The sequence below is a fragment of the Hasllibacter halocynthiae genome (genome assembly GCF_003003095.1).
Taxonomy (GTDB): domain Bacteria; phylum Pseudomonadota; class Alphaproteobacteria; order Rhodobacterales; family Rhodobacteraceae; genus Hasllibacter; species Hasllibacter halocynthiae.
This window is the reverse complement of sequence record NZ_PVTT01000001.1, coordinates 1,308,504-1,334,168: the sequence shown is the minus strand read 5'-3', so window position 1 is coordinate 1,334,168 and position 25,665 is coordinate 1,308,504. Positions and strand designations below refer to the sequence as shown.

23 protein-coding genes and 2 tRNA genes are annotated in these 25,665 nt (G+C 71.1%); 13 read left to right on the top strand and 12 right to left on the bottom strand.

The window, feature by feature from the left end; genetic code table 11:
• Nucleotides 1-141: 141 nt before the first annotated feature.
• Nucleotides 142-1,491: a glycoside hydrolase family 68 protein gene (locus BCF33_RS06660; RefSeq protein ID WP_106160075.1), complete on the top strand. Its 1,350-nt coding sequence runs from the start codon at nt 142-144 to the stop codon at nt 1,489-1,491.
• A gap of 63 nt (nt 1,492-1,554) precedes the next feature.
• Here BCF33_RS06660 and BCF33_RS06655 read toward each other — a convergent pair whose 3' ends face one another.
• Nucleotides 1,555-2,598, bottom strand: a complete 1,044-nt coding sequence (locus BCF33_RS06655; RefSeq protein WP_106160074.1) for a LacI family DNA-binding transcriptional regulator — start codon at nt 2,596-2,598, stop codon at nt 1,555-1,557.
• 86 nt (nt 2,599-2,684) lie between these two features.
• On the opposite strand from BCF33_RS06655, the gene BCF33_RS06650 reads away from it, so the two are divergent.
• From BCF33_RS06650 to BCF33_RS06625, 6 genes are all read left to right on the top strand, one after another.
• Nucleotides 2,685-2,761 (top strand) — tRNA-Arg (locus BCF33_RS06650).
• Between the two features lie 385 nt (nt 2,762-3,146).
• On the top strand, nt 3,147-5,186 hold the full coding sequence (locus tag BCF33_RS06645) for a TonB-dependent receptor domain-containing protein (RefSeq protein ID WP_106160073.1): 2,040 nt from the start codon (nt 3,147-3,149) through the stop codon (nt 5,184-5,186).
• The gene (locus BCF33_RS06640; RefSeq protein ID WP_245883738.1) at nt 5,180-6,208 is read left to right on the top strand and encodes a hemin-degrading factor; all 1,029 of its coding nucleotides are present in this window, start codon (nt 5,180-5,182) and stop codon (nt 6,206-6,208) included. The genes BCF33_RS06645 and BCF33_RS06640 overlap by 7 nt, the downstream gene beginning before the upstream one ends.
• Nucleotides 6,205-7,086 (top strand): heme/hemin ABC transporter substrate-binding protein, encoded by an 882-nt coding sequence (locus BCF33_RS06635; RefSeq protein ID WP_245883737.1) that lies wholly within the window; start codon nt 6,205-6,207, stop codon nt 7,084-7,086. The genes BCF33_RS06640 and BCF33_RS06635 overlap by 4 nt, the downstream gene beginning before the upstream one ends.
• Nucleotides 7,083-8,150, top strand: coding sequence for a FecCD family ABC transporter permease (locus tag BCF33_RS06630; RefSeq protein ID WP_106160071.1), 1,068 nt, complete (start codon nt 7,083-7,085; stop codon nt 8,148-8,150). The genes BCF33_RS06635 and BCF33_RS06630 overlap by 4 nt, the downstream gene beginning before the upstream one ends.
• Complete coding sequence (locus BCF33_RS06625; protein ID WP_106160070.1) at nt 8,147-8,923, top strand: heme ABC transporter ATP-binding protein; 777 nt, start codon at nt 8,147-8,149, stop codon at nt 8,921-8,923. The genes BCF33_RS06630 and BCF33_RS06625 overlap by 4 nt, the downstream gene beginning before the upstream one ends.
• 150 nt (nt 8,924-9,073) lie before the next feature.
• Here BCF33_RS06625 and BCF33_RS14535 read toward each other — a convergent pair whose 3' ends face one another.
• The 4 genes from BCF33_RS14535 to BCF33_RS06605 all read right to left on the bottom strand — a co-directional run bounded on the left by BCF33_RS14535 (nt 9,074) and on the right by BCF33_RS06605 (nt 12,482).
• The gene (locus BCF33_RS14535) at nt 9,074-9,427 is read right to left on the bottom strand and encodes a transposase (RefSeq protein ID WP_146132793.1); all 354 of its coding nucleotides are present in this window, start codon (nt 9,425-9,427) and stop codon (nt 9,074-9,076) included.
• Between the two features lie 274 nt (nt 9,428-9,701).
• Nucleotides 9,702-10,988 (bottom strand): TRAP transporter large permease, encoded by a 1,287-nt coding sequence (locus tag BCF33_RS06615; protein WP_158259364.1) that lies wholly within the window; start codon nt 10,986-10,988, stop codon nt 9,702-9,704.
• Nucleotides 10,985-11,485 (bottom strand): TRAP transporter small permease subunit, encoded by a 501-nt coding sequence (locus BCF33_RS06610; protein WP_158259363.1) that lies wholly within the window; start codon nt 11,483-11,485, stop codon nt 10,985-10,987. The genes BCF33_RS06615 and BCF33_RS06610 overlap by 4 nt, the downstream gene beginning before the upstream one ends.
• A 4-nt stretch (nt 11,486-11,489) precedes the next feature.
• On the bottom strand, nt 11,490-12,482 hold the full coding sequence (locus tag BCF33_RS06605) for a TRAP transporter substrate-binding protein (RefSeq protein ID WP_158259362.1): 993 nt from the start codon (nt 12,480-12,482) through the stop codon (nt 11,490-11,492).
• Nucleotides 12,483-12,560: 78 nt separating this feature from the next.
• Here BCF33_RS06605 and BCF33_RS06600 point away from each other — a divergent pair, with 78 nt between their 5' ends.
• The 6 genes from BCF33_RS06600 to BCF33_RS14195 all read left to right on the top strand — a co-directional run bounded on the left by BCF33_RS06600 (nt 12,561) and on the right by BCF33_RS14195 (nt 17,237).
• Nucleotides 12,561-13,244 (top strand): 2-oxo acid dehydrogenase subunit E2, encoded by a 684-nt coding sequence (locus BCF33_RS06600; RefSeq protein ID WP_106160065.1) that lies wholly within the window; start codon nt 12,561-12,563, stop codon nt 13,242-13,244.
• Complete coding sequence (locus BCF33_RS06595) at nt 13,241-13,486, top strand: lipoyl domain-containing protein (RefSeq protein WP_106160064.1); 246 nt, start codon at nt 13,241-13,243, stop codon at nt 13,484-13,486. The genes BCF33_RS06600 and BCF33_RS06595 overlap by 4 nt, the downstream gene beginning before the upstream one ends.
• Complete coding sequence (locus BCF33_RS06590) at nt 13,483-14,430, top strand: thiamine pyrophosphate-dependent dehydrogenase E1 component subunit alpha (protein ID WP_106160063.1); 948 nt, start codon at nt 13,483-13,485, stop codon at nt 14,428-14,430. The genes BCF33_RS06595 and BCF33_RS06590 overlap by 4 nt, the downstream gene beginning before the upstream one ends.
• Nucleotides 14,427-15,401, top strand: coding sequence for an alpha-ketoacid dehydrogenase subunit beta (locus BCF33_RS06585; protein ID WP_106160062.1), 975 nt, complete (start codon nt 14,427-14,429; stop codon nt 15,399-15,401). The genes BCF33_RS06590 and BCF33_RS06585 overlap by 4 nt, the downstream gene beginning before the upstream one ends.
• A complete protein-coding gene (locus tag BCF33_RS06580; RefSeq protein WP_158259361.1) occupies nt 15,398-15,859 on the top strand; it encodes a MarR family winged helix-turn-helix transcriptional regulator in 462 nt (153 codons plus the stop codon). Before BCF33_RS06585 ends, BCF33_RS06580 begins: the two co-directional genes overlap by 4 nt.
• Before the next feature lie 610 nt (nt 15,860-16,469).
• On the top strand, nt 16,470-17,237 hold the full coding sequence (locus tag BCF33_RS14195) for a hypothetical protein (RefSeq protein ID WP_170073268.1): 768 nt from the start codon (nt 16,470-16,472) through the stop codon (nt 17,235-17,237).
• Nucleotides 17,238-17,925: 688 nt separating this feature from the next.
• On the opposite strand, the gene BCF33_RS06575 is transcribed toward BCF33_RS14195, so the two are convergent.
• The 7 genes from BCF33_RS06575 to BCF33_RS06545 form a co-directional block, all read right to left on the bottom strand.
• A tRNA-Gln gene (locus BCF33_RS06575) sits at nt 17,926-18,000 on the bottom strand.
• A gap of 51 nt (nt 18,001-18,051) precedes the next feature.
• On the bottom strand, nt 18,052-19,395 hold the full coding sequence (locus BCF33_RS06570; protein WP_106160060.1) for a mechanosensitive ion channel family protein: 1,344 nt from the start codon (nt 19,393-19,395) through the stop codon (nt 18,052-18,054).
• Between the two features lie 103 nt (nt 19,396-19,498).
• Nucleotides 19,499-20,968 carry a phosphohexomutase domain-containing protein gene (locus tag BCF33_RS06565; RefSeq protein WP_106160059.1) on the bottom strand — a complete coding sequence of 490 codons (1,470 nt, stop codon included), beginning with the start codon at nt 20,966-20,968 and terminating at the stop codon, nt 19,499-19,501.
• On the bottom strand, nt 20,965-21,825 hold the full coding sequence (gene kdsA / locus BCF33_RS06560) for a 3-deoxy-8-phosphooctulonate synthase (RefSeq protein ID WP_106160058.1): 861 nt from the start codon (nt 21,823-21,825) through the stop codon (nt 20,965-20,967). The genes BCF33_RS06565 and kdsA overlap by 4 nt, the downstream gene beginning before the upstream one ends.
• Nucleotides 21,822-23,465, bottom strand: coding sequence for a KpsE/RkpR family capsule polysaccharide export protein (locus BCF33_RS06555; protein WP_106160057.1), 1,644 nt, complete (start codon nt 23,463-23,465; stop codon nt 21,822-21,824). Before BCF33_RS06555 ends, kdsA begins: the two co-directional genes overlap by 4 nt.
• Complete coding sequence (locus tag BCF33_RS06550; protein WP_106160056.1) at nt 23,449-24,102, bottom strand: ABC transporter ATP-binding protein; 654 nt, start codon at nt 24,100-24,102, stop codon at nt 23,449-23,451. The genes BCF33_RS06555 and BCF33_RS06550 overlap by 17 nt, the downstream gene beginning before the upstream one ends.
• Before the next feature lie 159 nt (nt 24,103-24,261).
• Complete coding sequence (locus tag BCF33_RS06545; RefSeq protein WP_106160055.1) at nt 24,262-25,530, bottom strand: Na+/H+ antiporter NhaA; 1,269 nt, start codon at nt 25,528-25,530, stop codon at nt 24,262-24,264.
• Between the last annotated feature and the right edge of the window lie 135 nt (nt 25,531-25,665).

Sequence of the window (25,665 nt, the reverse complement as noted above, 5' to 3'; positions counted from 1 at the left end):
CTACGAGTTCGCCCGGCACGTCTCTCCTCGGCTAGGGTCGATCACCAAGCCGCGGCCGCGAAGCGCCCGAGGACGGCAGGATGGAGGGACCGGGCGACGCCCGTCCCGGCAGGCCGCGACCTGCAGAGAAAGGATATCGCGATGACCCTCCCCTTCCGTCTCCAGACACTTGCGATGACGATGGCCTTCACGGCAGCATCACCCACCCTGGCGCAGGACGCGGGCGGCGCGGAAACACGGCCCGCCGATCTGTTCAGCTTTCAGGGGGACGTGATCGACCTTTGGACGATGGAGGCGGCGCTGAGCATGGATACGCGGCCGGAGTTGACACTGCCCCTCTTCACCGCGCCGGAGGAGATGTTTTCCGACGAGTTCCTCCTCTGGGACGCTTGGCCGGTGCGGCATCGTGACGGATCGATCGCCATGATCGACGGGCGCGTGATCCTGATCGCCCTCTCGGCGGAGCGGGGGCTGTTCGAGACCGAATTCTCCACCCGCTCGCAATGGCGCTACTGGACCCGCGCGGCAGGCGAGGACTGGCGGTACGGCGGCCTCGTGTTTCCGGAGGGAACGGCGCTCGGCTCTCGGCAATGGGCCGGCTCGACCGTCTACGACGAGGAGACCGGGCGCATCCACTTCTTCTACGCCGCCGTCGGCGAACTGCGTGGAGAGACGCCGGACGACGTCGTCTCCCACTCGCCCAGACATCCGGGCTTCGGCCGTCCTTCCACGGTGCAGCGCGTCGCACTCGCTTCCGCGAGCGTGGAGAGCGGCGAGGACGGCCTCGAGTTCGCGGCCATGAGCGAGCATCGTGTGATCCTCGAGGCGGAAGGCGGGGTCTACATGACGGAGGAGCAGTATCCCGCGGACGACGTCGTCTACGGCATGCGCGATCCCTGGTACTTCCGGCACGAGGGCGAGGACGGGCGCGACTGCGCCCTCTTCACCGCCAACACGAACTACCTGAGCGGGCCGGCCAACGGCGTCGTGGGCCTGGGCTGCGCGGTCGACGGGATCGATGGCGAGTGGGAGCTGCGCGAGCCGATCCTCGCCTCCGACGGCGTGTCGGCGCAGCTGGAGCGGCCGCATCTGGTGCGCCGGGGGGAGGACGGCCTCTACCTCTTCTTCTCGTCGCATGGGTTCCTCCTGCCCGACGCCGCCGACAAGCCTGCCGAGGGTCTCTTCGGGTTCCGGGCGGCCTCGGGCGCGCTGGAGGGGCCTTGGCTGCCGCTCAACGGCCACGGGCTGGTCGCAGGCAACCCGGAGGCGGCGCCGCTGCAGTCCTACTCCTACCTCGTCCTGCCCTCCCTGGAGGTGACGAGCTATCTAAACGAGGTTCCCGGCCTCTACGTGCGTTTCCCCCGCTCGGAGGCCGATTGGATGGGTTCGCCGGCACCAAAGTTCGCCATCAGTCTGGATGGGGACGAAGCTTGGGTCGCAGGTCAGCGGCAGGAAGTGGATCCCCTCCTCGTGCGTGAGGTTCCTCGGTGATCCGGTCTGCGACCTGCGATAAAGCATCGCCCGACGGCGCGGACCGCATCCTGGGGTGGACGGCTATTGCGGGCTGCGCTCCCGCGGCCGCAGCGTGTCGCCGGGCCTGAATGCCGGCTCGAGGACGACGCGATCCTCCGTCGGGACGCCGGCGCGGCGTTCGAGGACCAGCGCGGCGGCACGGCGGCCGATCTCGGTCCGGCCGGCGTCCATCGTCGCGAGGCGCCGCGGCAACCCGTCCAGGAGGTCGACACCGTTGAATCCCGCAAGGCCGATCTGCCGGCCGACATCCATCCCCTGCTCCAGGCACCAGAGAAGCCCGCCGGCGCCGATCATGTCGTTGGAGTAGTAGATCATGTCGAGATCCGGTGTCCGGGACAGCAGCGCCTCGGTCATCTCGCGGCCCTTGGCGAGCGCGCTTCCGCCTTCGTAGAACTCCTGATCCGCGATCTCCAAGCCGTGGCGGGCCAGCGTCTCGGTGAAGCCTTCGAACCTCTTCCGCGCACGGTGGTCGAGGGGCATCTTCGTTCCCGCGAAGGCGATGCGGCTATGGCCCCGCTCGACGATGGCCTCGGCCGTCAGCCGTCCCGCGCGCCGATGCGACAGGCCCACCATCGCGTCGATGGGCTCGCCGTCCGCGTCCATGACCTCCACGACCGGGACCCCCGCGGCGCGCAGCATCGCGCGCGCCGCCGCCGTGTGCTCCAGCCCCGCGACGATGACGCCCGTGGGCCGCCAGGAGAGCATCTCGAAGAGGACCTCCTCCTCGCGCTCCGGGCGGTAGTCCGTGACGCCCACGACCGGCTGGAGCGGCGTGTCGGCCAGCCCTTCCTGGATACCCGAGAGGACGTCGGGAAAGACCATGTTCCGAAGGCTGGGGATGACGACCGCGACGAGGTTCACCTGGTTGGAGGCGAGTCCCCCCGCAATCCGGTTCGGCACGTAGCCAAGTCGTTTGGCGGCCGCGAGCACCCGCTCGCGGGTTGCGGAAGCCACGTCGCCCCGGCCGCGCAGGACGCGCGATACGGTCATCTCGCTGACGCTCGCCGCCTCGCTGACGTCGCGGAGCGTGAGCGGGCGCCGGGGCGGGATCGAATGGTCCGTCATAACCCCGTCTTAAGCCGCGCCGTGGCGGCGGGCGAGGGGGGCGGCCCTTGATCGGCGCGCCTCCTCGGGCCAGAGGGGCGGGCGAAGGCCCCGTAGCTCAGCAGGATAGAGCAGCCGCCTCCTAAGCGGCAGGTCGCAGGTTCGAATCCTGCCGGGGTCGCCAGGATCCGCCAGCGTCGGTGTCCGCCCTCAGGCAGCAGCGGTGCCGACGCCGCCGACATCTCATCGCTCACCGTCTCCCGCATGAGCGACGATCGCAGAACCATCGGTAGGAGTTCTGCTGGAAGTCCTAGGGGGAGGGACGCCGCCGTAGCAGGCATGCATCCTCTCCCCGCCGAACACGGATAGGACCTGGAAGACCTGCCCGAAGTGGACCGATGCGTCGACCGAGCCTCTTCCCGATGAGGAGGCACCGCGTCCGGACGCCCTCCGATCATTCTTGACTTCTATAGTCGGATATAGACAGGAGAGGGCGGAGGTCGTCCTCGCGCGGCCGAGCCAGCTTTCGCCAGCCATCCATGCAGAACGTACTTCGGAAGGATGGTCCGATGACGCATTCCGTTTGGCGGCGCGGCTCTTTCGTGACGCTTCTCGCAGCCGTGGTGTCGCCGGCGGCGGCCCAGCAGCAGCCCGTGCGCCTCGACGACATCGTCCTCGGCTTCTTCGGCTTTCCCAGGGTCGTCATCGACACGCCGCAAGCCATCACGGTGGTGGACGAGGAGGATATCGATCGCGCGGTGCCGACGACGGCGGCCGACCTCTTCGACGACGTGCCGGGCATCCAGCCCATCGGGTCGGAGCGGCCGGCCGGGATCAGCTTCAACATCCGTGGCATCGGCGAGCTGGTCGCCGCGGACGAATCGCGGATCATCGTAAGCGTCGACGGCGTGCCGAAGTTCTACGAGCAGTATCGCGTCGGCTCCTTCTTCTCGGACCCCGAGCTGTTCCGACGGGTCGAGGTGCTGCGCGGCCCGGCATCGTCCACCCTCTACGGGGCAGGGGCGCTGGGGGGCGTCGTGCGGTTCGAGACGCGCGACGCCTCCGACTTCCTCGAGGGCGGAGAGACGGGCGCGCTGCGCTTCCGCCTCGGCGGGCAGACGAACGGCGAGGGGGGGTTCGGCAGCGTGATCTACGCGAGCCGCCCCTCCGAGGACGCCGAGTTCCTGGCGGCTCTGACTTACCGCCTCGCAAACAACTACAAGGACGGCGATGGCGACGAGGTCAGCGGATCGGAGTTCGACAGTTTCTCGGGCCTTCTGAAGGACACGTTCTCTCTCGGCGAGGGGCGCACGCTCTCGGCTAGCGTCCAGGCCTATGACAGCGATCTCGACGACACGGACTACAGCCAGACCGGGACGCTCGGCTTCGGGACGATCGACCGGAGCGTCCGGGACACGACGGTCGTGCTGACTTTCGCAGACGAGGTGATCGGCGACGACCTTTTTGACTACGAGCTGTCGGCCTTCTACTCGGACACACGGGTCGAGCAGGACGACGCATCCTTCGGGGGCTTCGGCTCGCCCCTCTTTGCCGACAGCGAGTACGGCTATCGTACTGCGGGCGTGCGGGCGCAGAACACTGCGCGCTTCGATCTGGGCGGGGCAGAGACCTTCCTGACCGTCGGCGTCGAGGCTACGCAGCAGGAACGGACGGCGAGCACCGAGCTCGGTCCGCTGGGCTTCCATCCCGAGGGCACCGACACGCGTTTCGGCGCCTTTGCCCAAGCCGAGATCGTAATCAGCGACCTGACCTTGGTGCCGGGCATTCGCGTCGACCGTTCGGAGCTCGAGCCCGGACCTCTTGTGCCCGGCGGCGCGAACCGCAGCACGACCTCGGTCTCGCCGAAGCTCGCCATGCTCTACAAGATCGACGAGGCGTGGAGCGTTTTCGGCTCGATCTCCCGAACCGAGCGTGCGCCGACCCTGGATGAGCTATTCTCCACCTCCGCCGACGATCCGACGAGCCCGGAGGACGAGTCCGAGGGCCCCTCGCTCGCCCTGGCGCCCGAGCGATCCAATGCGATCGAGATCGGCCTGGCCTACTCCGCCGCCCTCGGATCGGGCGAGATCTCGGCCAAGGCGACGGCGTTCCGGTACGACATCGAGGACCTGATCGAGCGGCGATCCATTGCGGAGCGAGGGGGCGGGCTGCCCCAGTACCGGAACATCGGCGAGGCTCTGATCGAGGGCGTCGAGATCGAGGCCGGCTACGAGGCCGAGCGCGTGTTCGGCCGCCTCGCCTACACCTATGTCGACGGCGAGGACCGCGCGACGGGCGAGCGGCTGGGGTCCATACCGGCGGAGAGCCTCGCTCTGACGATCGGCGGGAGGAACCCTGACCTCGGCCTCGAATACGGCTGGGAGGGGACGTTCGTCGACGACATTTCCTACGGCGCCGACGAGTTCTCCGGCTATGCCGTCCACGACGTCTTCGTCGGCTGGACGCCGCGGTCGAGCGCCCTCGAGGGGTTCGAGCTGCGCGCCGCCGTCGATAACGTCTTCGACCGCGACTACCGCAACTCACTGGCCGGCGACGACGGCCCGGGACGGAACGTCCGGGTCTCCATCACGAGGGGAATCGCATGGTGAGCACGGTAACATCGGACCGGATGGCGGAGATACGCGAGCGCGCCGCGGCCGCGCCTCCGGCGAGAGAGCGGAACCTGGCCGCGCGGATCGGGCTGCCGGAGGCGGCCTTGATCGCGGCCCACGCCGAAGGGGATGGCCCCTGGCGGAGCGTTCCGATCGCGGCGGCGCCGGATCGCCTGATGCCGGTCGTGCAGGGGCTCGGCGAGGTCATGGCGCTGACCCGGAACGAGCATTGCGTGATCGAGAAGGTCGGCATCTACGAGGGCTGGCAGGGCGGCGATCACGCCGGGATGATCCTGGGGCCGGAGATCGACCTGCGCGTCTTCCCGAAGCATTGGGCCCATGCCTGGGCCGTCGAGAAGGACGGCGAGGACGACCTTCGCCGGTCGCTTCAGATATTCGATGCGGCCGGGGATGCGGTCCACAAGGTCTTCCTGCGCGAAGGCTCGGACGTCCGGGTGTGGGACGCCGCGTCGAAGGCCCTCTGCGCGGAGGGCGGCCTGCCGGACTTCGCGCCGCGCGTGCCGACCGAGGGTCCGAAGATCGACCCGGCGAAGGCCGGTCGCCTCCGGGACGGATGGCGGCGGATGACCGACGCGCACCAGTTCCTTATACTGGTACGCCGCATGAAGCTGAACCGCTTGGGCGCCTACCGGATCGCGGGTCCGCCCTTCGCGCGCCGCCTCTGCCCGGGCGCCGTCGTCGCGGCGCTGGAAGGTCTTGCCGGTTCCAGGCTCCCCGTCATGGTCTTCGTCGGGAACGCCGGGTGCATCGAGATCCACACCGGCCCGCTGGACCGCGTCGCGCCGACGGGACCATGGATCAATGTCCTCGAACCGCGCCACAACCTGCACCTGCGCGCCGACAAGGTGGCCGAGGTCTGGGCCGTCGAGAAGCCTACCGGGCGCGGCCCCGCCCTGTCGGTGGAGGCCTTCGGCGTCAGGAAGGAAGAGGTCGATCATCACGAACCCTGGGCTGAGCTGGTCGCCGGCCTTCCCGCACCCGAGGAGACGCCGCTATGATCCACATGCCATGCCGCATTCCGAGGCCGATCGACGTCGTGCTGACGGCGTTCGTGCTCGCCCTGGTGGTTCGGGGCGTCGCCTTCGCGGAGGGCGCGCGCGCCGAGCGCATCCTCTCCCTGGGGGGCTCGGTGACGGAGATCGTGCATGCCTTGGGCGAAGGCGACCGCCTGATTGCCCGCGATGCCACGTCGAGCCATCCGTCCGAGGTCGAGGACTTGCCGGATGTCGGCTATCTGCGGACGCTCTCGCCCGAAGGCGTGCTCTCGGTGGACCCCGACCTCATCGTCGCGGAGTCGGGCGCCGGCCCGCCCGAGGCGCTGGCGATCCTGCGCGAAGCTGGGATCCCCTATGTGGCCGTTCCCGACGCGCGCGACCGCGCGGGGCTGAGCGCGAAGATCCTCGCGGTCGCCGACGCGATCGGCGTGCCGGAGGAGGGCGCCCGCCTGGCGGCGGAGGTCGACGTCCGGCTCGCCGAGGTCGCCGAGGGGCTGCCGGAGGGGGACGAGCGGGTCCTGTTCCTCCTGTCGGCCGCCGGCGGCCGTCTGATCGCCGCGGGCGAGGGCACCTCCGCCGAGGCGATGATCGAGATGGCGGGTGCGGAGAACGCGCTCTCGGGGTTCGACGGCTACAAGCCCGTCACGGACGAGGCCGTCGCCGAGGCACGGCCCGACGTGATCCTGATGATGGACCGCGGCGGCGACCACGGCGCCGACGACGAGACGCTCTTCGCGCACCCCGCGCTGATCGCGTCGCCCGCCGCCGACGCCCAAGCCGTCGTCCGGATGGACGGGCTCCTCCTCCTCGGGTTCGGGCCGCGCACCCCGGAGGCGGTCGAGACCCTCGCCGCCGAGATCGGGAGGGTCCGCGGCCGATGAGCCTTGCGGCGACTGCCTCGGGCGGGCTGGACGACCGCGCCGTCCTGGGCCGCCTGTGCTGCCTCGCCCTCGGCGCGGTCCTGGCGGTGGTCTCGCTGGCCTCGCTGACCTTCGGCGCTTCGGGGGTCGATCTCTGGTCCGTCGGCGGCGCCATCCTCCGCGGCGAGGAGGGCTCGCAGCGTGATCGGATCGTGCTCTTGGACATCCGCCTGCCGCGGCTCCTGATGGGGGTCTTGGTCGGTGCGGCACTTGCCGTGTCGGGCGCGGTGATGCAGGGCCTCTTCCGCAACCCGCTCGCCGATCCGGGCCTGGTCGGCGTCTCCGCCGGCGCGGTGCTCGGCGCGGTCACCGCGATCGTCGTGGGTTCCGCACTGCCCGTCTGGGTGATCGGCTGGACCGGCATCTACGCCGTTCCGGTCGCGGCCTTCCTCGGCGGGTGGGCGTCGACGATCCTTCTTTACCGCGTCTCGACCCGCCGCGGCCGCACGTCCGTCGCGACCATGCTGCTGGCGGGGATCGCGCTCGGCGCGCTGACAGGGGCCGTCTCGGGCCTGATGATCTACGCCGCCGACGACGGCGAACTGCGCGAGCTGACCTTCTGGGGACTCGGATCGCTCGCTGGCGCGTCCTGGGCCAAGCTTGCCGCCGCGGCGCCGGCGATCCTGCTGGCGCTGGCGGCGACCCCGCTCCTCGCGCGGGGGCTCGACGCGCTCGCCCTGGGCGAGGCGGCAGCCATGCATCTCGGCCAGCCCGTGCAGCGGATCAAGAACGCGGCGATCCTGTCCGTCGCTGCCGCCACCGGGGCCGCCGTAGCGGTCTCAGGCGGGATCGGCTTCGTGGGGATCGTGGTGCCGCACCTCCTCCGCCTCATGATCGGTCCCTCGCACCGCTGGCTCCTGCCGAACGCGGCGCTTCTGGGGGCGGTCTTCCTCGTGGGGGCCGACATCCTCTCCCGTTCGGTGATCCCGCCGGCGGAGCTTCCCATCGGCATCGTCACGGCGGTCGTCGGCGGTCCGGTCTTCCTCTGGATCCTGCTGCGCAGCCACGGCGTGGTCGACCTTTGATCGCGGCACGGGGCCTGCGCGCCAGACTGGGGCGCACCGAGGCGCTGCGCGGCGTCGACCTGCGGGCCCGCGCGGGCGCGGTCACGGCCTTGGTGGGGCCGAACGGATCGGGCAAGACCACCCTCCTGCGCCGCCTCTCGGGCGAGCTGGACGGCCTGGGCGTGGTCACGCTGGACGGCGCCGCGATCGCCGGCATGCGCCCCTGGGAGCTGGCGTCCCGTCGGGCGGTCCTGCCGCAGGCCACCCGCCTCGCCTTCCCGTTCACGGTGATCGAGGTCGTGCGCCTCGGCCTCGCGGCCGGGACCGAAGCGGCACGAGGCGGGATCGCCGAGGCGGCCCTCGCACGGGTAGGGTTGTCCGGCTTCGAATCCCGCCTCTTCCAGGAGCTCTCGGGCGGCGAGGCGCAGCGCGTGCATTTCGCACGCGTGCTGGCGCAGGTCTGGTCCCCCGTGCTGGACGGCCACGCCCGCTGGCTTCTCCTGGACGAGCCGGTCGCCGCGCTCGACATCGCTCACCAGCTCGAGGTGATTGGCATCGCGCGGGACTACGCGGCCGCGGGCGGGGGGGTTATCGCGGTCATGCACGACCTGAACCTGACCGCGATGATGGCCGACCAGGTCGTCCTGATGGCGGAGGGCAGGGTGGCCCTGGCAGGGCCGCCGGGGACCGTGATCGCCGACCGGCCCCTCTCGGCGGCCTATGGCTGCGCGGTGCGCACGGGCGAGACCCCGCCCGGCCCCTTCGTCCTGCCCCATTCCTGCGGGTGCGGCTGAGGCCGGCCGGCCGAGCTGGCCCTCCACCAACCGCTGCGACGACGTTCCCGCAAGATGCAGGGTCCGTCGAGGAAGCCGGCGACCTAGCCGGCTATCAGGCTGGCGGCACGGGTGTCGCGCGGCTTCCGGCACCGCCGGTTGCTCGGCGGTTCATCTGGCGTTGTCGTCGGCCCGGTCAGGATGCGGCCGCCCCCGGCGCTGATGCTCTTGGCCCCGGTCTGACCATTCGCTCGAGAAGCGGCCATGCCGGTTCTCGGTGCATGCGGAATGATCCGGCACGCAGCCGTCGAGGCCGGGGCGACGGAACCGCCGACGCGGCGGGTTCAGATCGACCTCCTCGCACCATCGCTGCCGCTCGGACCGCACGCCGTAGAGACAGCCGGCCGGCAACGTTCGCAGCAGAAGCTCTGGATTGATCGAAGGACGCCCGCCGCTCGCACGGTGCGGCGCCGTCGCTTCAAGGGGGAGGACGAGGTCGAGGATCGCGTCGATCTGCCATGCCATCGTGATCTGCACTCCCTCGGCCCGGAGGAAGTGAACCACGTAGACTGCAGCCAGCCGAGGAAGACAAAGCCTTCTTCAACAGGCCCTGCACCGACCGCGTCGACGCGCCGTTCGCCCCGGGATCGTGTATCGATCTTCGGAAGAAGGACGCGTCGCCCCTCTGCCGAACGGGCCCGGCTCTCGTGGGAAGTGTCGAAGCTGGGATCGGTGCGGAGTCCCGATCCATGTGAGCTAACGGTGCGATGGCGGATGGGTTCGTTCTGCGGAGCTCTGCTCAGAGGCCCAGCAGCCGACCGAGGCCGAGCGTAGCCCCCGGCCATGCGACGACGACGGCGAGGAGCAGGACGAGCGCGGCGAGGAAGACCGCGACCTCGCGCACCACCGCGAGCAGGGGCACGCCGGCCTGCGCTGCCGTCATGAAGAGCAGGATCCCCACCGGAGGGGTCACGAGGCCGATCGCGGAGGCGAGCACGAACACAGCACCCAGCTGGACCACGTCGATGCCCGCCAGGACCGCCACGGGCGCGATCACGGGCGCGACGACGATAAGGAGCGTGACCGGCTCCAGCACCGTCCCGAGCACCAGGAGCGTGACGGCGATGATGGTCAGCAGGACCACTGGCGAGAGCTGCGCCTCCGAGACGACCGCCGCCATCTCGCGCGCAAGCCCAACGCGCGCGGCGATCCAGACGAAGGCGCCGGAGGCGGCGATGACGATGAGTATCTTGGCGCTGTCGGCCGCGGCGTCCGCGAGCGCGACGAGGAGCTGGCGCGCCGTCACGTCACGGTAGACACCTAGCGTGACGACCGCCGCGTAGATCGCAGCGAGCGCGCCGATCTCGTTGACGGTCGCGACGCCCCCCACGAGGCCCGCGACCACGAAGACGGGCATCAGCAGCGCGAGGATGCTGCCCTTCAGCGCGCCCCAGACGCGGCCCCATCCCAGCCAGGGATGGGAGGCGTAGCCCCGACGCCGCGCCAGGACGACCGATGCGGCTAGCAGCACCGCGCCCATCATGAGCCCCGGCACGATACCGGCCACGAAGAGGTCGGTCACGTCCGCGGGGGTGAAGAGGGCGAAGATGACCATCGGGATCGAAGGGGGTATCATCAGGCCGATCGTGGCGCTGGCAGCGGTGACCGCGGCTGCGTAGGCGGGCGGGTAGCCGTCGCGCTCCATCGCCGGGATCATCACCGAGCCCACCGCGGCGGCATCCGCCACCGCCGAGCCGGAGATGCCGGCGAAGACCACCGAGGCGGTGACGTTCGCATGGGCGAGGCCCCCGCGGACATGGGCGACGAGGGCGCGGGCGAGCCTCAGCAGGCGCGCGGACATCCCGCCCGCGTTCATGATCGCGCCGGCCGCGAAGAAGTAGGGGATCGCGGCGAAGGCCTGGTTGTCGAGCCCGCGCAGAAAGGATTGCGCCAAGACGTCGCCGCGAAGGATCGGCGCCCACAGCAGCGCGAAGGCGCCTGCGGCCCCGCCGATGGCGAGGAAGACGGGGACCCGCAGCACCATGAGCGCAAGCATGATCGCCACCGTGACGCCGACTTCGATCATCCCCCGGCCGGCTCCGGCGGGCGGACCAGGTTCAGCAGCGCGGCGAGGTTCCACAGACACGTTCCGGCGATCAGCGGCCATGTGCGGATCGAGGCGTCGGTGCCGAGCGCGGCCATGTCGATGAACCGGAACGCGGCCGCCGCCTGCAGCAGGAAGACGAGCAGCGCGGCGCCAGCGGCCAGGGCGGTCGCGTCGATTGCCCGGTCCCACAGGCGCTCCACCCCCGCAGGGAGCCGCCAGAGCGAGAGCGACAAGTGCGCGCGCTTCAGCCATAGGAGCGGCAATCCGAGCCAGGCGAGCGAGAACAGGAGGAGCCCGCCGACGTCCCGCCCCCACGCCAAGCCCGCCCCGAAGCCGTAGCGCAGCAGCACCTGCGCCGCCTCCAGCGCGATCAGAGCGACGAGGGCGGCCAGCACCCCGGCGCGCAAGGCGACTTCGAGGGCTCTACGGGCCGCCTCCGGCCAGCCCGCGTTCGCCGCGCCGCGTTCGCCGAGCACCGGCTCAGAGGCCGCCGATCCGCTCGTAGAGCCCCGCCTCCCAGGCCGTGCCGTCGGCGCCGTCGAGGAAGGGCTGGATGGCGGTGCGGAAGGCCTCGGTATCGGGCTCGGTGACGGTCACGCCGAGGCCGTCCAGCGCCTCCATCGCGGCCTCCATCTCGGCTTCGTGGATCGCCTCGCCGTCGGTGCCGGCGCGGATCGCGGCCGAGGTCAGCCAGCCCTTCTGCTCCTCGGTCATCCCCTCCCAGCGGGCGGGCGACATCCAGAGGCCCAGGCCCGAGAGGATGTAGTCGAGAGGCGTCAGGTGCTTGTTGGCCTCGGCATAGCCCGAGCCGACGAAGTCGATCACGCCGTTGTCCTGCCCGTCGACGACCCCGGTCCGCAGGGCGATCAGAAGCTCGGCCGCGCCGATGGGCGAAGAGGACGCGCCCCAGGCCTCGAAGGCGGCGATCACGAAGGGATGCTGGGGCGTGCGGATCGTCAGGCCCCGGAGGTCGTTCGGGACGCGTACGGGCGTCTCGGCGGTGGTGACGATGCGCGGCGGACGGTCGCCGACATAGCCGAGATACTTCACGCCCGTCTCGGCCTCCACGCCGTCCATCATCTCGGCGAAGAGGTCCGAACGGGCGAAGCGCCGGAAATGATCCTGATCCTCGAAGAGGAACGGCGCCCAGGTCACCAGGAAGGGCCGGCCCTCGCGCATGGCGATGATGCCGCCCACGTCTATGAGGTGCAGATCGAGCGCGTCGGTCCGCAGCTGCGCCCAGAGCTCGTTGAGCCCCCCGAGGGCCGCGCCGGGCACGATATCGACCGCCATCGTTCCGCCCGACGCCTCGTCGAGCGCCTCGGCGAAGCGCTCGGCGGCGGCTTGATAGGAGCTACCCGGCGGAGCGACGTGACCCAGGGTGAGCGTGATATCCTGCGCGGCGACGGGCAGGGCAGAAAGTGCGAATGCGGCAGCGCCTATGGTCGTCTTGAGCATGGTGTCCTCCCTCACGCGCGTCCCGGCGTGTTGACACGAAGCGTGTATCATCTGTTACATCCTGTCCAGGGAAACGTCGTCGGGGAGGGTGCGATGCCGGTGCACAAGCTGTCCCCGGTCCAGCGGCAGGTCGCGAAGGCGGTGGCGCGCTCGGCTGCGGAGGCCGCGGCGTGTACCGTGTTCGCCGATCTCGACGCCGCGCCGCTCCAGGCGGCGCTCGCGGCCCTTGAGCGGCCGCGCCCGACCGTCACGCACCTGATCGCCGTCGCCGCCGCGCGCGCCCTGACGGCGCATCCCGTCCTCAACGCGCATCTGGACGGGGACGCGCTCGACATGCCCGGGGCCGTTCATCTGGGCCTCGCGATGGCGCTGCCGGAGGGAGGCCTCATCGCCCCGGTGATCCGGGACGCGCACGCGATGGATGCCGTCACGCTCGCCAGGGCGGCGCGCGATCTGGCGGAGCGGGCTGCGCGGGGCGCGCTCGCGCCGGCGGACATGCGCGGCGCTACCTTCACCCTCTCGAGCGCCGGCCGCTCGCCGACGCCGCGATACGCCACGCCCCTGATCCCGCTCCCGCAGGTCGCCATCATGGCCATCACCGCGATCCGGGAAGCGCCCGTGATCCGCGACGGCGCCGTCGCGTCCGGTCTAGTCTTGCCGGTCTCGCTCACCTTCGACCACCGCGCCCTCAACGGCGCCGCGGCGAACGAATTCCTCGACGCCCTCGCCGGCCGCCTCGCGGATCCGGCGGACCTGCTGCGCCCGGAGACGCCATGACCCTGCACGACATCACGCTGCCCCCCCTCGGGGAGGGCGTCACCGAGGCGACCTTCGTCGAATGGGTCGTCGCCCCCGGCTCCGCCTTCGCGAAGGGCGACGTCATCGCCGAGGTGATGACCGACAAGGTCGCGATGGAGATCGAGGCGGAGGCCGCCGGCACGTTGCGCGAGGCCCTCGCCGCGCCAGACGAGGAAGTGGCGCCGGGCGCCGTCCTCGGCCGCTACGAGGCCGCGACGTGAGGCGGGACAACGACGTCCTCGAGGGCATGTACCGCTTGATGAGCTTGACGCGGGCGCTCGACCGCGTCGTCGGCGCCCATGACGGCCATTGGCACGGGCTGGAGGGCGAGGAGGCCGTCGCGGCGGCGGTCTACTACGGCCTGCGCGAGGGCGATACGGTCGCCCCCCACTATCGCGGCGCGATCACGGCCGCCCTCGCGAAGGGCGCCGACCTCGGCAGGATGATGGCCGGCTGCCTGGGCAAGACCGACGCCTACCATCTCGGCCGCCACCGCAGCGACGTGTGCGGCCCGCCGGAGCACGGGATCATCGGCCTCTACGGCGGCTCCCTCGGCCCGCCCCTGGGATATGCTTGCGGCGCCGCGCTCTCGCACGTGATGGACGGGGACGGCGACATCGCGCTGGCGGTGTTCGGCGACGGCACGTCGAGCCGTGGGGACTGCCACGAGGCGATGAACATGGCGGCGATCAAGGCGCTGCCGGTCGTCTTCGTCTGCCAGAACAACCAGATCGCGATCTCGACCCCCGCCCCGGACGGCAACGGGGGTCCGATCTTCGAGCGCGCGCGCGGCTTCGGGATGCCGGGCGCGCGGGTGGACGGCAACGACGTGCTGAAGGTCCGTGCAGCGATGGACGAGGCGATCGCGCGCGCGCGCGAGGGGGGCGGCCCGACGCTCATCGAGGCGCGCACCTACCGCGTCGCGGGGCATTTCGTCTCCGACGCGGAGGACTATCGCGACGCCGCCGAGATCGCCGCCTGGCGCGATCGCGATCCGGTCGCGCGCTATCGCGCCTTCCTGATCGAGGAAGGCGTGATGGATGCCGCCGCCATGGACGCGCTCGACGCAAAACTCGTCGCCGAGGTGGACGCCGCCTTCACCGCCGCGCAGGACGGCGCCGTCCCCGATCCGGGCGATCTGATGCCGGAGGACGTCTTCGCATGAGGATGACCTTCCAGCAGGCCGTCGTCGCCGCCATCGAGGACGAGATGGAGGCCGATGCCGGCGTCTTCGTGATGGGCCAGGACATCGGTCGCTTCGGCGGGCCCCTGCGATCCAATGCGGGCCTCTTCGAGCGGTTCGGCGCGGAGCGCGTCATCGACATGCCCATGTCCGAGGGTACGATGGCCGGTCTCGCCGTCGGCGCCGCCCTGCAGGGAAAGCGCCCGGTGCTCGACCTGATGTTCGGCGAGTTCCTCGCCCTCGTCATGCAGCAGTTCCTCGATGCCGGCGCGATGCACTACTATTCGGGCGGGGCGGCGCGCGTGCCCTTCGTGCTGCGCGTGAAATACGGGATCGGGCCCTTCCACGGGCATGCCTACGACCATCATTCCTGGCTCATGGGCGTGCCCGGGGTGAAGATCGCCGCGCCCTCGACGCCGCAGGACGCCTACGACACGATGCGCGCGGCCGTCCGCGACGACAATCCCGTCCTCTTCCTGGAGCACATGGCCCTCTACCATGCAGGCCGCGCGGAGGTGGAGCGCCGTGCGCCACCGCTTCCCCTCGGCCCGGCGGTCCGGGCCCGCGAGGGTGCCGACGTGACGGTCGTGGCCTCGGCCCTGATGACCAAGCGCGCCCTCAAGGCTGCCGAGACGCTCGACGCGGAGGGGATCGAGGCCGAGGTGATCGACCTGCGGACCATCGCGCCCTGGGACGAGGAGGCGGTCCTGGCATCGGTGCATCGGACTGGTCGGGTCCTCCTCCTGTCCGAGGCGATCTCGACCGGCGCGTCGATCAACGACGTCGCCGCGACCATCGCCGAGAAGGCGTTCGACGCGCTCGAGGCGCCTGTCGCCCGCCTGGCGCCGCCTCCCATCCCCACGCCCTTCGCCCGCGAGCTGGAGCGCGCTTACCTGCCGGACGAGACACGCATCGCAGCGGCTGCGCGTGCGCTCGCCCGCTGGACGGCTTGACCGGTTCCGGCGATGGGGCCGAGGGCCCGGCCCGGGCCGCGCCCGAGCTCGCCGAGACGGTCTCGTTCCGCCTTCTGGCCGCCGCCAACCATCTCGCCCGCCCTTTCCGCGAGGAGCTCGGCCGCGCGGCAGGGGTCACGCTGACCCAGTGGCGGTGTCTCCTGGCGCTCGCGATCGCGCCGGACCTCTCGGGCCGGGACGTCGCCGAGCGGCTCGGCCTGGAACCGATGACGGCGAGCCGGACCCTCCGCGCCCTGGAGGTGCGCGCCCTCATCGGGCGGCGCGCCGATCCGGCCAACCGCAAGCGCGACCGATGGCGCCTGACGCGGGCCGGGTGGGGGATCGTCGATCGCATCGCGCCCGCTGCGCTCGCCCGGGACGACGCCCTCTTCGGACATGTGGACGCGGACGACCGCATCGCCCTCGACCGTATCCTCGGCCGCATCGGCCTGATGTAGTCTGCGCCTCGTCCGGGGCTTGCTGGCGCTCCTGCAAGGTAGCGAGCGACTGGATGGCGAACGCCCCTTCGACCTTCTCCTGAACAGCCCGATCGCCATCTCGGACCAGGCGTTGTCCGTAGCTGTCGCCGACCGACCCGACCGACGGCTCGACCCCCGCCACGCCGAGGCGCCCGGCGTGGCGGATGGCCGGGTATCGCGAGCCTCGGTTCAAATGCGCGCCACCTCCTCGGCCCGCGCGAAGGCCCCGGGCACGGATGCCCTCCTGGCTTGTCGGGCCCACCGCCGCGGCGGTGAGCCTCCTAGCCTTCATCGGTCCGGGACCCGAGGCCGACGCCGTGCACCCGATCTTCGGCGCGACCGGTCGGATCGCCGCCCATCGGCTTGCACGACCGGAGGCGTGATCGCCCACCATCCGAGCCGCCCGCTCGCGCGCCTCGGCCGCATCCCTTTTCGATGCCATTCCATGGCTCCGTCCTCCCACGGCCGGAAGCCCCCGGGAAACCCGGGGCGGTTCACGGCGCCCCTCGGACACGTCGTTGGCCTCGAGCATGGATTGGAAGGTCTTGCGCAGCGCGTAGCAGTCCTCTTCCCGATCCGTCAGGCCCAGATGCTTCCAGACCTTGGTCCGGACTTTGCAGAAGGTGTCGGACAGCGGGCGCGTTCCGGCGCGGTCCGCGATCTCGGGAAAGAGCATCCCGCCGTGCTTTTCGGGCAGGTCCCCGATCCATTCCGCGAAGCCGAGATCGAGGAGCAGTTGCGGGATCGGCACGACGCGGCCCCTGTCCTCGGTCTTCACGCGCTTCTCTGCCGACAGGTCGATCCGCAGGCACAGGATCCCGTTGCGCAACTCGAGGTCCGAGCGGCGAAGCTCCAGGACCTCGCGGATCCGGGTGCCGAGCGTTTCGACAATGAGAGGAACCCAGTAGAGCGCGTCGCGGAGAATGAGCTTGCCGGGCATCCAGCGGCGGTCGGCGGAGGCGCAGCCCCGGTAGATCGGGGACGCGAAGAGCCTCGTCAGCCGCTCCTCGCTCCAGGCCTCTCTGGTCTTGGGCTTCGTGCGGTGGATGTGGAGCGGGTCAGCCGGGCGTTTCGTCTCCAAATGCCGTTCCACCGCCTTGTAGCCGGGCACCTTCGCCAGTCCCTTCGCGCCGAGGGCCTCGGCCGCCTTCCAGACCCTGTTCACGCTGTCGCGGTAGCGCTTGATCGTCTGGAGCGTCAGGCGCGGCACCAGGCGTTCCCCCAAGATGGCCCAGCGCTCGGCATCCGAGATGCTCTCGACCGCGCGGACTTCCTCCGTGATGGCGGCATCTCGGGCGTCCGCCGCACCGATCCCTTCTTGCTTCGTCCTGCGGCCCCGTTCGTCTTCTTGCCGTGATTGCGGGGCAGCCGAATGACCGAACCGAACAGATCGAGCAGCATGTCAGTTCTGGGTCGATCGCAGGCTTCTCGATCGCGGGCCTTTCGATGCCGCCTCGCTTCGCGGCGCCGACCCACCCCTGGAGCGGGGCGAACTCGTTGCGCCGGGTAGCCCTGCGCAGGCGCCCGTTCTCTTCCTCAAGCGCGGCGATGCGGTCGTCGATCTCCGCATCGTTCCGAGCGCTGACGGCCCGTTCCTCTCGATCATCCGGGCCAGCTCGGCCCGCACGCCCTCGGTCAGCAGCGCCTTCGTCTGGTTCTCGTTCAGCAGTCGCCGCCCGGATTCGTCCTCTACGCGGACGGCGTAGGAGTGGACCGTCATGGCCCGCTGCATCGCCACATCGCGGAGGTCGGATCGAAGCGAGAGCCGCAAGAATCTTTTCCCGAGTGCATCCGCGATCGGGGCGGGCAAGCGGCGGGCGTAGTGGAAGATCCGGCCGCGCCGGCGGGTGTACGGCCCCGTGGATGACGGACCGGGTCCGAGCATGCGCAGCGCGAGTCTCTCGGGCAGGCCCCGGGCGGCGCGGGCGCCGGGCGCCGTGTCGCGGCCTGTATCACAGGCTGTATCGCACCCTTGGCCCGGCGGACGCGACGGCGCGCCCGGGCGGACTTCAGGGCCTTGTTCTTGCTGGATTTCCGGTGGGAGGTGGCTGGGGTGGTAGGATTCGAACCTACGATACACGGTACCAAAAACCGCTGCCTTACCACTTGGCTACACCCCAACGCCCGCGCGACCTAGCGCCGCGCGATGGGCCACGCAAGCCCTCGGGGGCTCATTCGGTCGGCGCCACCGGGCTGAGGAGATCCTCGTTCTCCTTCGCCCCCCGTTCGGCGTCGGCCAGCCGGTCGAGCGCCGCATCCGCGCGAAGCTCCGCATGTGCGTCGGCGGCCGTCTCGGCGGGCAGGCCGGCCGCGGGGCGCGGTGCGGAAGGAAGGTCCTCGGCCGTGTCGCCATCGGTCGCGGTCACGATGCCCGTGCCGCCCCCGGTGAGCGCGATGCGGTAGGTCGTGTCGGGGACCTCCACGCCGGCCGCCTCGACGGCGTCCTTCACGATGCGCAGCGCCTCGCCCCGCGCGCGCAGGAAGCCCGTCGCCTCGTTGTCGATCCAGCCGGTGACCTGCAGGAAGATCGCCCCGTCCCCGATGCGGTCGATCCAGACCTGCGGCGCGGGCTCGGCGAGCGTGTAGTCCAGCCCCTCGACGGTCCGGCGGATCAGGGCGCGCACGGCGGCGAGGTCGGCGTCCGAGGCGACGCCGATCTCGAATTGCCAGCGCCGCTCGGGGTTGGCGGAATAGTTCACGATCCGCGCCTTGAACACGGTCGCGTTGGGTATGCGGATCTGGTTGCCCTCCAGCGACAGCAGGATCGTCGCCCGGCTGGTCAAGCGGATCACCTTGCCCATGTCGCCCTCGATCTCGACGAGGTCGTTGGGCCGGAAGGGCTGGCGGAAGGACAGCATCACCGAGGCGATGAAGTTCTCGACCGTGTCGCGGACCGCGAAGCCGATCGCGAGGCCGATGATCCCCGCCGCCCCCAGGATCGTCGAGAGGAGGGCGACCGCGTTCAGGATGTCGAGCGCGATCACGAGGCCGGCGATGGCGAAGACGATGCGCACGATCTGCCGGTAAATGTCGGCAACGAAGGAGTTGGGCGCGAGGCGGTCCCAGGGCCAGCGCCTGCGGGCCACGAAGAGGCCGAGGAGGACGACGCCCCCCAGCACCGCGCCCGCCAGCGCCAGAAGGGGCAGATAGGCAGCGAAGGCCGCGACCCGGTTCTCGATGCGCTCGGCCGCGTCCGCGCCGCGACGGGCGACGTCGGTGCTTTCCGCGACCTCGTTCTGGATCGCGACGACGCCTTCGACGCGGGTGACGATCTCGTCGAGGCGGGTGACGGCCGCGGCGTCCGGGGCCTCCCCGGTCAACGTGACGATGCCGCTCGAGACGCGGACGGCGACGGAGTCGTAGTCCAGCTCGCGCAGGATGCTCCTGATCCGGTCGGCGATCGCCCCGTCCTGGGTCTCGTCCGCCCCGACGGCGATGGGCTCGCTCGGCTGCTCCTCCTGCGCCGCGGAGGCGAGCGGCACCAGCAGAAGGATCGACAGAAGGATGATGCGCATGGGGGTGGTGATGCCGGGCCACCCGCCCGCTGTCGAGGCATCCCTTGCCGCGGCGCCCCCGCGGCCACCGTCCGGGGCCAGGGCGCGCCGCGCGGGCCTGCGCCTATCGCCGGGGCCGGCGGGATCGGCCGAGCGCGCCAACCTCGGGCTCGGCACCGAGGAGGGCGGCGAGATCGGCGAGGATGGCATCGCGGTGGGCCGGGCCTTCCGTGCTCTCGGCCATGACGACGAGGTTCGGGGTGTTCTGCGAGGCGCGGATCAGCCCCCAGGAGCCGTCCTGGAGGTTCAGCCGCGTGCCGCCCGCCTCGACGGCGCCGGCGACGGGCGTGCCGCCCAGCGCGCTCCGCGTCCGAAGGGCCGCGCGAAGACGTGCGGCGACGGCGGGCTTGGCGGCGTCGGGGCAGGCGGGGGCGTGCGGGGGCGTGGCCCAGGTGCGGGGCAGGGCGTCGGCGAGGTCGGCGAGCGGCCCGTCGCGCGCGACCTGCTCCAGCAGGCGGGCGGCGGCGGCCGGGGCGTCGTCGAAGCCCTGCCCGCAAGGGTGCCCGAGGAACATGTGGCCCGACCGCTCGAAACCGGCGACCGCCCCCGCCGTCGCGGCGCCGCCGCGCATCTCGCGCAGCCGGCGCTTCATATGGCTGTGACCGGTCGGGCCGAACTCGACCCGCGCGCCGTGCTCCGCGAGGACCGGGTCCCGCGCCCAGAGACCGGTGGACTTGATATCGACGAGGAAGCGGCTCCCCGGCCTCTGCGCCGCGATCCCCCGGGCCAGGATCAGCCCGAGCCGGTCGCCCGGGATGACGCGCCCCCGCCCGTCGACCGCGCCGAGCCGGTCGCCGTCGCCGTCGAAGCCCACGGCGATTTCGGCGCCGCTCTTGCGGATGGCGTCGGCCATGGCCCGCTGCATCGGTGTCGCGTCCGGGTCGGGATGATGCAGCGGGAAGGTCCAGTCCAGCTCGCAGCCGAGCGGCACGACCTCCACCCCAAGCGTCTCGAGATGATCGGGGACGAAGGCCGCCGCGGTGCCGTTGCCGCAGGCGACGACGGCGCGGAGCGGCCGCGCGAGGCCGGAGAGGGGCCACCCTTGCAACCAGCTTCGCGCGGCGTCCGGCACCTGCCGGACCAGGCCAGGTCGCGCCGCAGGCGCCCCGCCGAGGGCGAGCCCGCGAAGCTCGGACATGTCCTCGGGCCCGAAGGTCGAAGGCGCCTCGCCGAGACCCAGCTTCACGCCGGTCCATCCGTCCGGGTTGTGCGAGGCCGTGACCATCGCGCATCCGGCCGCCCCCGCGCCGGTCCCCTGGGCGAGCCAGTGGTGGTACACCATCGGCGACAGGGCGAGCCCGCAGTCGAGGACTTCGACCCCGCCCGCGACCAGGCCACGGAGCAGCGCCCGGTGCATGTCCGCCGCCTCGCGCCGGAAGTCGTGCCCCGTGACGATCCCGGGCCGGTCGCCGTGCCGCCGCCGCGCCATGGCCGCGAAGGCCATGCCGACCCTCTCCATCCCCTCGGCGTCGATCTCCTCCGGGGTGCGCCAGCGGCCGTCGCATTCGCGAAAGCCCGTCGGGACGAGGGTCACGGCCTGAGCGGGTCGGACTTGGCCAGCCGGTCGAACGCCATCAGCGACGCGACGAGGGCTGGCATGTCGGCCAGGCGGACCATGTTCGGGCCGTCGGACGGGGCGTTGTCGGGGTCCTCGTGGGTCTCGATGAACACCCCGGCGATCCCGAGCGACACGGCCGCCCGCGCGAGGACGGGTGCGAATTCGCGCTGCCCGCCGGAGGACGCGCCGAGGCCGCCGGGCTGCGCGACGGCGTGCGTCGCGTCCATCACGACCGGGTACCCCGTGCGCGCCATCGTCGGCAGCGCGCGCATGTCGGCCACGAGGGCGTTGTAGCCGAACGAGACGCCCCGCTCGGTCAGCAGGATGCGCTCGTTCCCGGTGGAGGCGATCTTCTCTGCGACGTTCGCCATGTCCCAGGGGGCCAGGAACTGCCCCTTCTTCACGTTCACCGCCGCCCCCGTCGCGCCGGCGGCCAGCAGAAGATCGGTCTGGCGGCAGAGGAACGCGGGGATCTGCAGGATGTCGACCGCCTCGGCCACGGGGGCGCACTGGTCGGGACCGTGCACGTCCGTGAGGACGGGGACCCCGAACGTCTCGCGGACGTGGGAGAGGATCGAAAGCCCCTCGTCCATCCCGAGGCCGCGTCTGCCGCCAAGCGAGGTCCGGTTCGCCTTGTCGTAGCTGGCCTTGAACACGTAGCCCGCGCCGGCGGCCTCGCAGGCCTCCTTCATGGCGCCTGCGATGGCCTCGGCATGGGTCCGGGATTCCAGTTGGCAGGGCCCGGCGATGACCGTGAGCGGGGCGTCGTTGCCGAACCCGACCATGCCCTGGCCGGCGCCGACCTCGACGGTTCTTTGGGATGCTTGCGTCATGCCCCCACCTGCTCGCGCAGGATGGCCCCGGTCAAGGAGATCAGGAGGTACACGCCGGCAAAGATGAGGAAGGCGAGGATCGTGTTCTCGAACGCGCGCGGATAGGTCGGCACGTCGGGCGGCACCGGCTCCACCCCGAGGGAGAGGTAGCGCGTCTGGCGTCCGGCCTCGATCCGGGCGGTGGTCAGCTGCTCCATGGCCTGGGTCAGCATCAGCTGGCGCGTCATCAGCTCGGCTTCGGCGACCGCCAGCTCCGAGGCCACGCGCGCGAGGCTGCGCTCGTCGTCGCCGCTCTCCAGCACCTCGGCGTTGAGCGCGGCGACCGCCTCCTCGAGCCGGCCGATGTCGGCGCGAAGCCCGTCGACGCGGGCCTGGTTGGGCCGCGCGTTGTCGAGCAGCGCCTCGAGCTGGAGGCGCTTGAGGACGAGCTGGCCCTCCAGCTCGGCCACCTGGGCGAGGCGGGCCTGGACGACCGCCTCGCCGTCGGCGATGCCGTTCAGCTCCTGCAGGCGCAGGACGTTGGCGCGGGCGCCGTTCATGGCCTCCTCCGCCTCCCGGAACGAGTCCTCCGCGCCTTCCAGCTGCCCTTCGCGCAGGCGCAGGGTCAGGTTGTCGACCCGTTCCTCCGCGTAGGAGATCAACGCCTCGCTCCAGCGTTGCGAGACCTGTGGATCGGCGGCGATCACCTCCATCCGGATGACGCCCTCCGTCGGGTCGTACCCGATGCGGACCATACGGTCGTAGAGGGCGTACGCCTCCTCCAGGCCGGCATCGGGGGGAAGGCGGTTCAGGGGGTCGATGCCCGGCTGCTGGAAGTGGTCCGTGAACCCCTGCTCGGCGTCCAGACGGATCATCGCATCGCGCGAGGTGAGGTAGCCCTGCACGGCGATCGAATCCTCGCTCGATCCGAACGACGTGCCCGAGAACAGCCCCCCCAGCCCCCCGCCGCCGGTGCCGGTGCCGGCCTCGGCCTGCTTTATCTGCATCTGCGTGTGGGTCGCGTACATCGGCGTCGCGATCCGGTAGAAGTACCAGCCCACGATCAACGTCGGCACGAGCAGGAAGAAGGTCAGGCGGGTGGCGAGCAGCGCCAGCGCGCGCCGCCGCCGGCGGGCGATGTCGCGCTGCATGCGCGCGATCTGCGCGTCGCGCTCCTCGGGCGAGAACATCGCCGGGACGGGCGCATTGTCGGACTTCCTCGTGGCCGGGACCTGCGGCTCGCCCTGCGGGACGGCGGTCGGCAGGCCGGGCAGGGGCCCTTCGTCCGCGTCGGCCTTCGGCGCCTTCGCCAGCGCGAGCGCCCCGCCCGGCGCGAACGGATCGATCCCGCGCGCGCGCAGCTGGCGCACCGCGTCCAAGTCGGAAGAGACGGCGATGCGGTGCCTGGCCGCGACACGCCGCGCCAGGGCCAGCTGCCGGCCCGTCAGCCCCTCGCGGCGGATGGCCTCGATCTCCGTCTCGCCGGCGACCTCCGTAGGGGACGCGACCTCGCCCGCCATGCTATCCGCCTTCCTCGCGGCATGCGCGAGGCCCGGATCGAAGGCCTGCCGCGCGCCCCCGGGCGTGCCGGCCGGCCTGGGTGCGCCGGGCCCGCCCGTGCGGCGGATGCGGAACTTCTGCGCCCTAGGCGTCGTATTCATAGAGCTGACGCGCCTCCTCCAGCGAATCGAAGAGATGCAGCCGCCCGTCGCGCAGCACCGCGGCATGATGGCAGTACTTCTCCAGCAGCTCGGGCGAGTGGGAGACCATGACGAGGGTCGTGGTCTGCAGTCGCTCCGCCAGGATGCTGCCGGCCTTGCGGTTGAACTCGGCGTCCGCGTTGGCGGGCATGCCCTCGTCGATCAGGTAGATGTCGAAGTCCAGCGCCAGCATGAGCGCGAAGGACAGGCGCGCCCGCATCCCGGAGGAATAGACCCCGATGGGCTGGTCGAAGTATTCCTTCAGGTTGCAGACCCAGCGGCAGTAGGCCTCCACGTAGTCGGGCTCGAGCCCGTAGAGGCGGGCGACATGGCGGCAGTTCTCGCGCGCGGTGTGGCGCGGCACCAGGGCGCCGGTGAAGCCCATCGGAAAGCTGACGCGGCTCCGGCGCAGGACCTGTCCCTCGTCAGGCTTCTCGAGGCCGGCCATCATGTTGATGAGGGTCGTCTTGCCCGTTCCGTTGGGGGCGAGGATGCCGAAGGACCTCCCCAGCTCCACGCGGAATGAGGCCCGATCGAGGATCACCTTGCGCTGCGTGCCGGTCCAGAAGGACTTGCTGACGTTGACGAATTCCAGCATCGCGCTCCGCTCCGGGCCCGCAGCGCGGGCCTGCCTCCTTGTATCGGGGAGAACGGGCCCCAATGTGGCCGTCCCGCGCGGCGCCCGCAATGGCGGACGCCGCGGCGCAATGATTCCGTGCCCCCGCGCCCATCATGACAGGCCGAGGTGAACGCCAGGTTAAGCCGGCTGCTTCACGACGCCCGTGACCCGCCCCGCGACGAGCGAGAGCACCGCCGCAGCGAAGGAGAGGAGCGCGCCCATCTTGGCCGCGTCCTGCACCGCGCCGGGCTCGAAGGCGACGGCCGCGATGAAGAGCGACACGGTGAAGCCGATCGCCGCCACGCAGCCGATTACGAAGAGGTCGACTATCCGCATCCCGGCGGGCAGGCCCAGCCTCAGCACGTTCGCCCCGATCCACCCGAAGAGGAGCACCCCCAGCGGCTTGCCGATCAGCAGCCCCGCGAGCACGAGCCAGGTGGGATCGCCGATGGCGCCGAACTCCACACCCGCGTTGAGCAGGCCGAAGAAGAAGAGGACCACCTCGACCGGATGCTTCAGGAGATGCTCCGAGTGGTTCAGCAGATCCGTCAGGTAGACCTCCGCCTGCGAGAACACCCCGAAGGCCCGGTCCGCGTGCGGGATCGTCGGGACGATGGGCAGAAGGCCGAGCGCGGGGTGCAGGCCCGCTTCCGCGAAGCCGTACCAGGATAGCGCGCCTGCGAAGAGATAGGGCCAGAAGGACAGCCGGTTGCGCACCCATGTCGATCGGCGTCGCACCTCGTCCCCGCGGTCGAGGCGGCGCGGCAGCCAGTTGAAGAGGAGGAACACCCCCGACGCCGCGCCGACCGACAGCAGCAGCCATTCGGGCGCGAGGTCGCCCTGCGGATAGAACACCGCGAGGATGATGAGGCCCGCCGCGTCGTCCGCGATAGCGAGGAGCAGCAGGAACCGGACCGCGGGATGGCCGGCCCCGAAGACGATCCGCCCAACGAGGTAGGAGAAGGCGATGTCGGTCGCCGTCGGTATGGCCCAGCCGCGCTGCACGGCGTCGTAGGTCTCGGATCCGAAGAGGAAGTAGGCCAGCCCGAGGTAGATCGCGATGGGCCCGGCCATCCCGCCGAAGGTCGCGAAGAGGGGCGTCGCCGCCTTCTTCCCCCGCAGCGAGCCGTTCTTCAGGATCACCGCCTCCCAGACTTCCTTGGCGGCGATGGCGAAGAAGAAGGCCATGAGCACGTCGTTGACGAGATAGTGCAGCGTCAGGGTCCGGTACTCGACCGCGCCGGCCGCGTCGTAGTGCGGGTGACCGATCGGCGCGTGGTCCCAGACGACCCATTCGACGAAATGGTGATAGCCGTCCGCGTCCACGTTCGCCCAGACGAGGGCGATCAGCGCGCCCGCGATGAGAAGGAGCGAATAGTTCGTGACGAAGTTCCAGACGCGATACATCCGCTGCCCTCTCCTGACCCGGAACCGCCTCTAGGCGAGCGGCGCGGCACGGGCAACACGGCGCGGGGCGGGAGGCGATGCCCCTGCCTCGCCGGCCTCCTTCCTCGCGGGCGGCGGAGGGACCGTGGCGCCCCG

Bases quoted from the DNA above. Each gene is read 5' to 3' on its own strand.
- BCF33_RS06660 (WP_106160075.1), top strand. From the start codon at position 142: ATGACCCTCCCCTTCCGTCTCCAGACACTTGCGATGACGATGGCCTTC.
- BCF33_RS06655 (WP_106160074.1), bottom strand. From the start codon at position 2,598: ATGACGGACCATTCGATCCCGCCCCGGCGCCCGCTCACGCTCCGCGAC.
- BCF33_RS06645 (WP_106160073.1), top strand. From the start codon at position 3,147: ATGACGCATTCCGTTTGGCGGCGCGGCTCTTTCGTGACGCTTCTCGCA.
- BCF33_RS06640 (WP_245883738.1), top strand. From the start codon at position 5,180: ATGGTGAGCACGGTAACATCGGACCGGATGGCGGAGATACGCGAGCGC.
- BCF33_RS06635 (WP_245883737.1), top strand. From the start codon at position 6,205: ATGATCCACATGCCATGCCGCATTCCGAGGCCGATCGACGTCGTGCTG.
- BCF33_RS06630 (WP_106160071.1), top strand. From the start codon at position 7,083: ATGAGCCTTGCGGCGACTGCCTCGGGCGGGCTGGACGACCGCGCCGTC.
- BCF33_RS14535 (WP_146132793.1), bottom strand. From the start codon at position 9,427: ATGGCATGGCAGATCGACGCGATCCTCGACCTCGTCCTCCCCCTTGAA.
- BCF33_RS06615 (WP_158259364.1), bottom strand. From the start codon at position 10,988: ATGATCGAAGTCGGCGTCACGGTGGCGATCATGCTTGCGCTCATGGTG.
- BCF33_RS06600 (WP_106160065.1), top strand. From the start codon at position 12,561: ATGCCGGTGCACAAGCTGTCCCCGGTCCAGCGGCAGGTCGCGAAGGCG.
- BCF33_RS06595 (WP_106160064.1), top strand. From the start codon at position 13,241: ATGACCCTGCACGACATCACGCTGCCCCCCCTCGGGGAGGGCGTCACC.
- BCF33_RS06585 (WP_106160062.1), top strand. From the start codon at position 14,427: ATGAGGATGACCTTCCAGCAGGCCGTCGTCGCCGCCATCGAGGACGAG.
- BCF33_RS14195 (WP_170073268.1), top strand. From the start codon at position 16,470: ATGCTTCCAGACCTTGGTCCGGACTTTGCAGAAGGTGTCGGACAGCGG.
- BCF33_RS06570 (WP_106160060.1), bottom strand. From the start codon at position 19,395: ATGCGCATCATCCTTCTGTCGATCCTTCTGCTGGTGCCGCTCGCCTCC.
- kdsA (WP_106160058.1), bottom strand. From the start codon at position 21,825: ATGACGCAAGCATCCCAAAGAACCGTCGAGGTCGGCGCCGGCCAGGGC.
- BCF33_RS06555 (WP_106160057.1), bottom strand. From the start codon at position 23,465: ATGAATACGACGCCTAGGGCGCAGAAGTTCCGCATCCGCCGCACGGGC.
- BCF33_RS06550 (WP_106160056.1), bottom strand. From the start codon at position 24,102: ATGCTGGAATTCGTCAACGTCAGCAAGTCCTTCTGGACCGGCACGCAG.
- BCF33_RS06545 (WP_106160055.1), bottom strand. From the start codon at position 25,530: ATGTATCGCGTCTGGAACTTCGTCACGAACTATTCGCTCCTTCTCATC.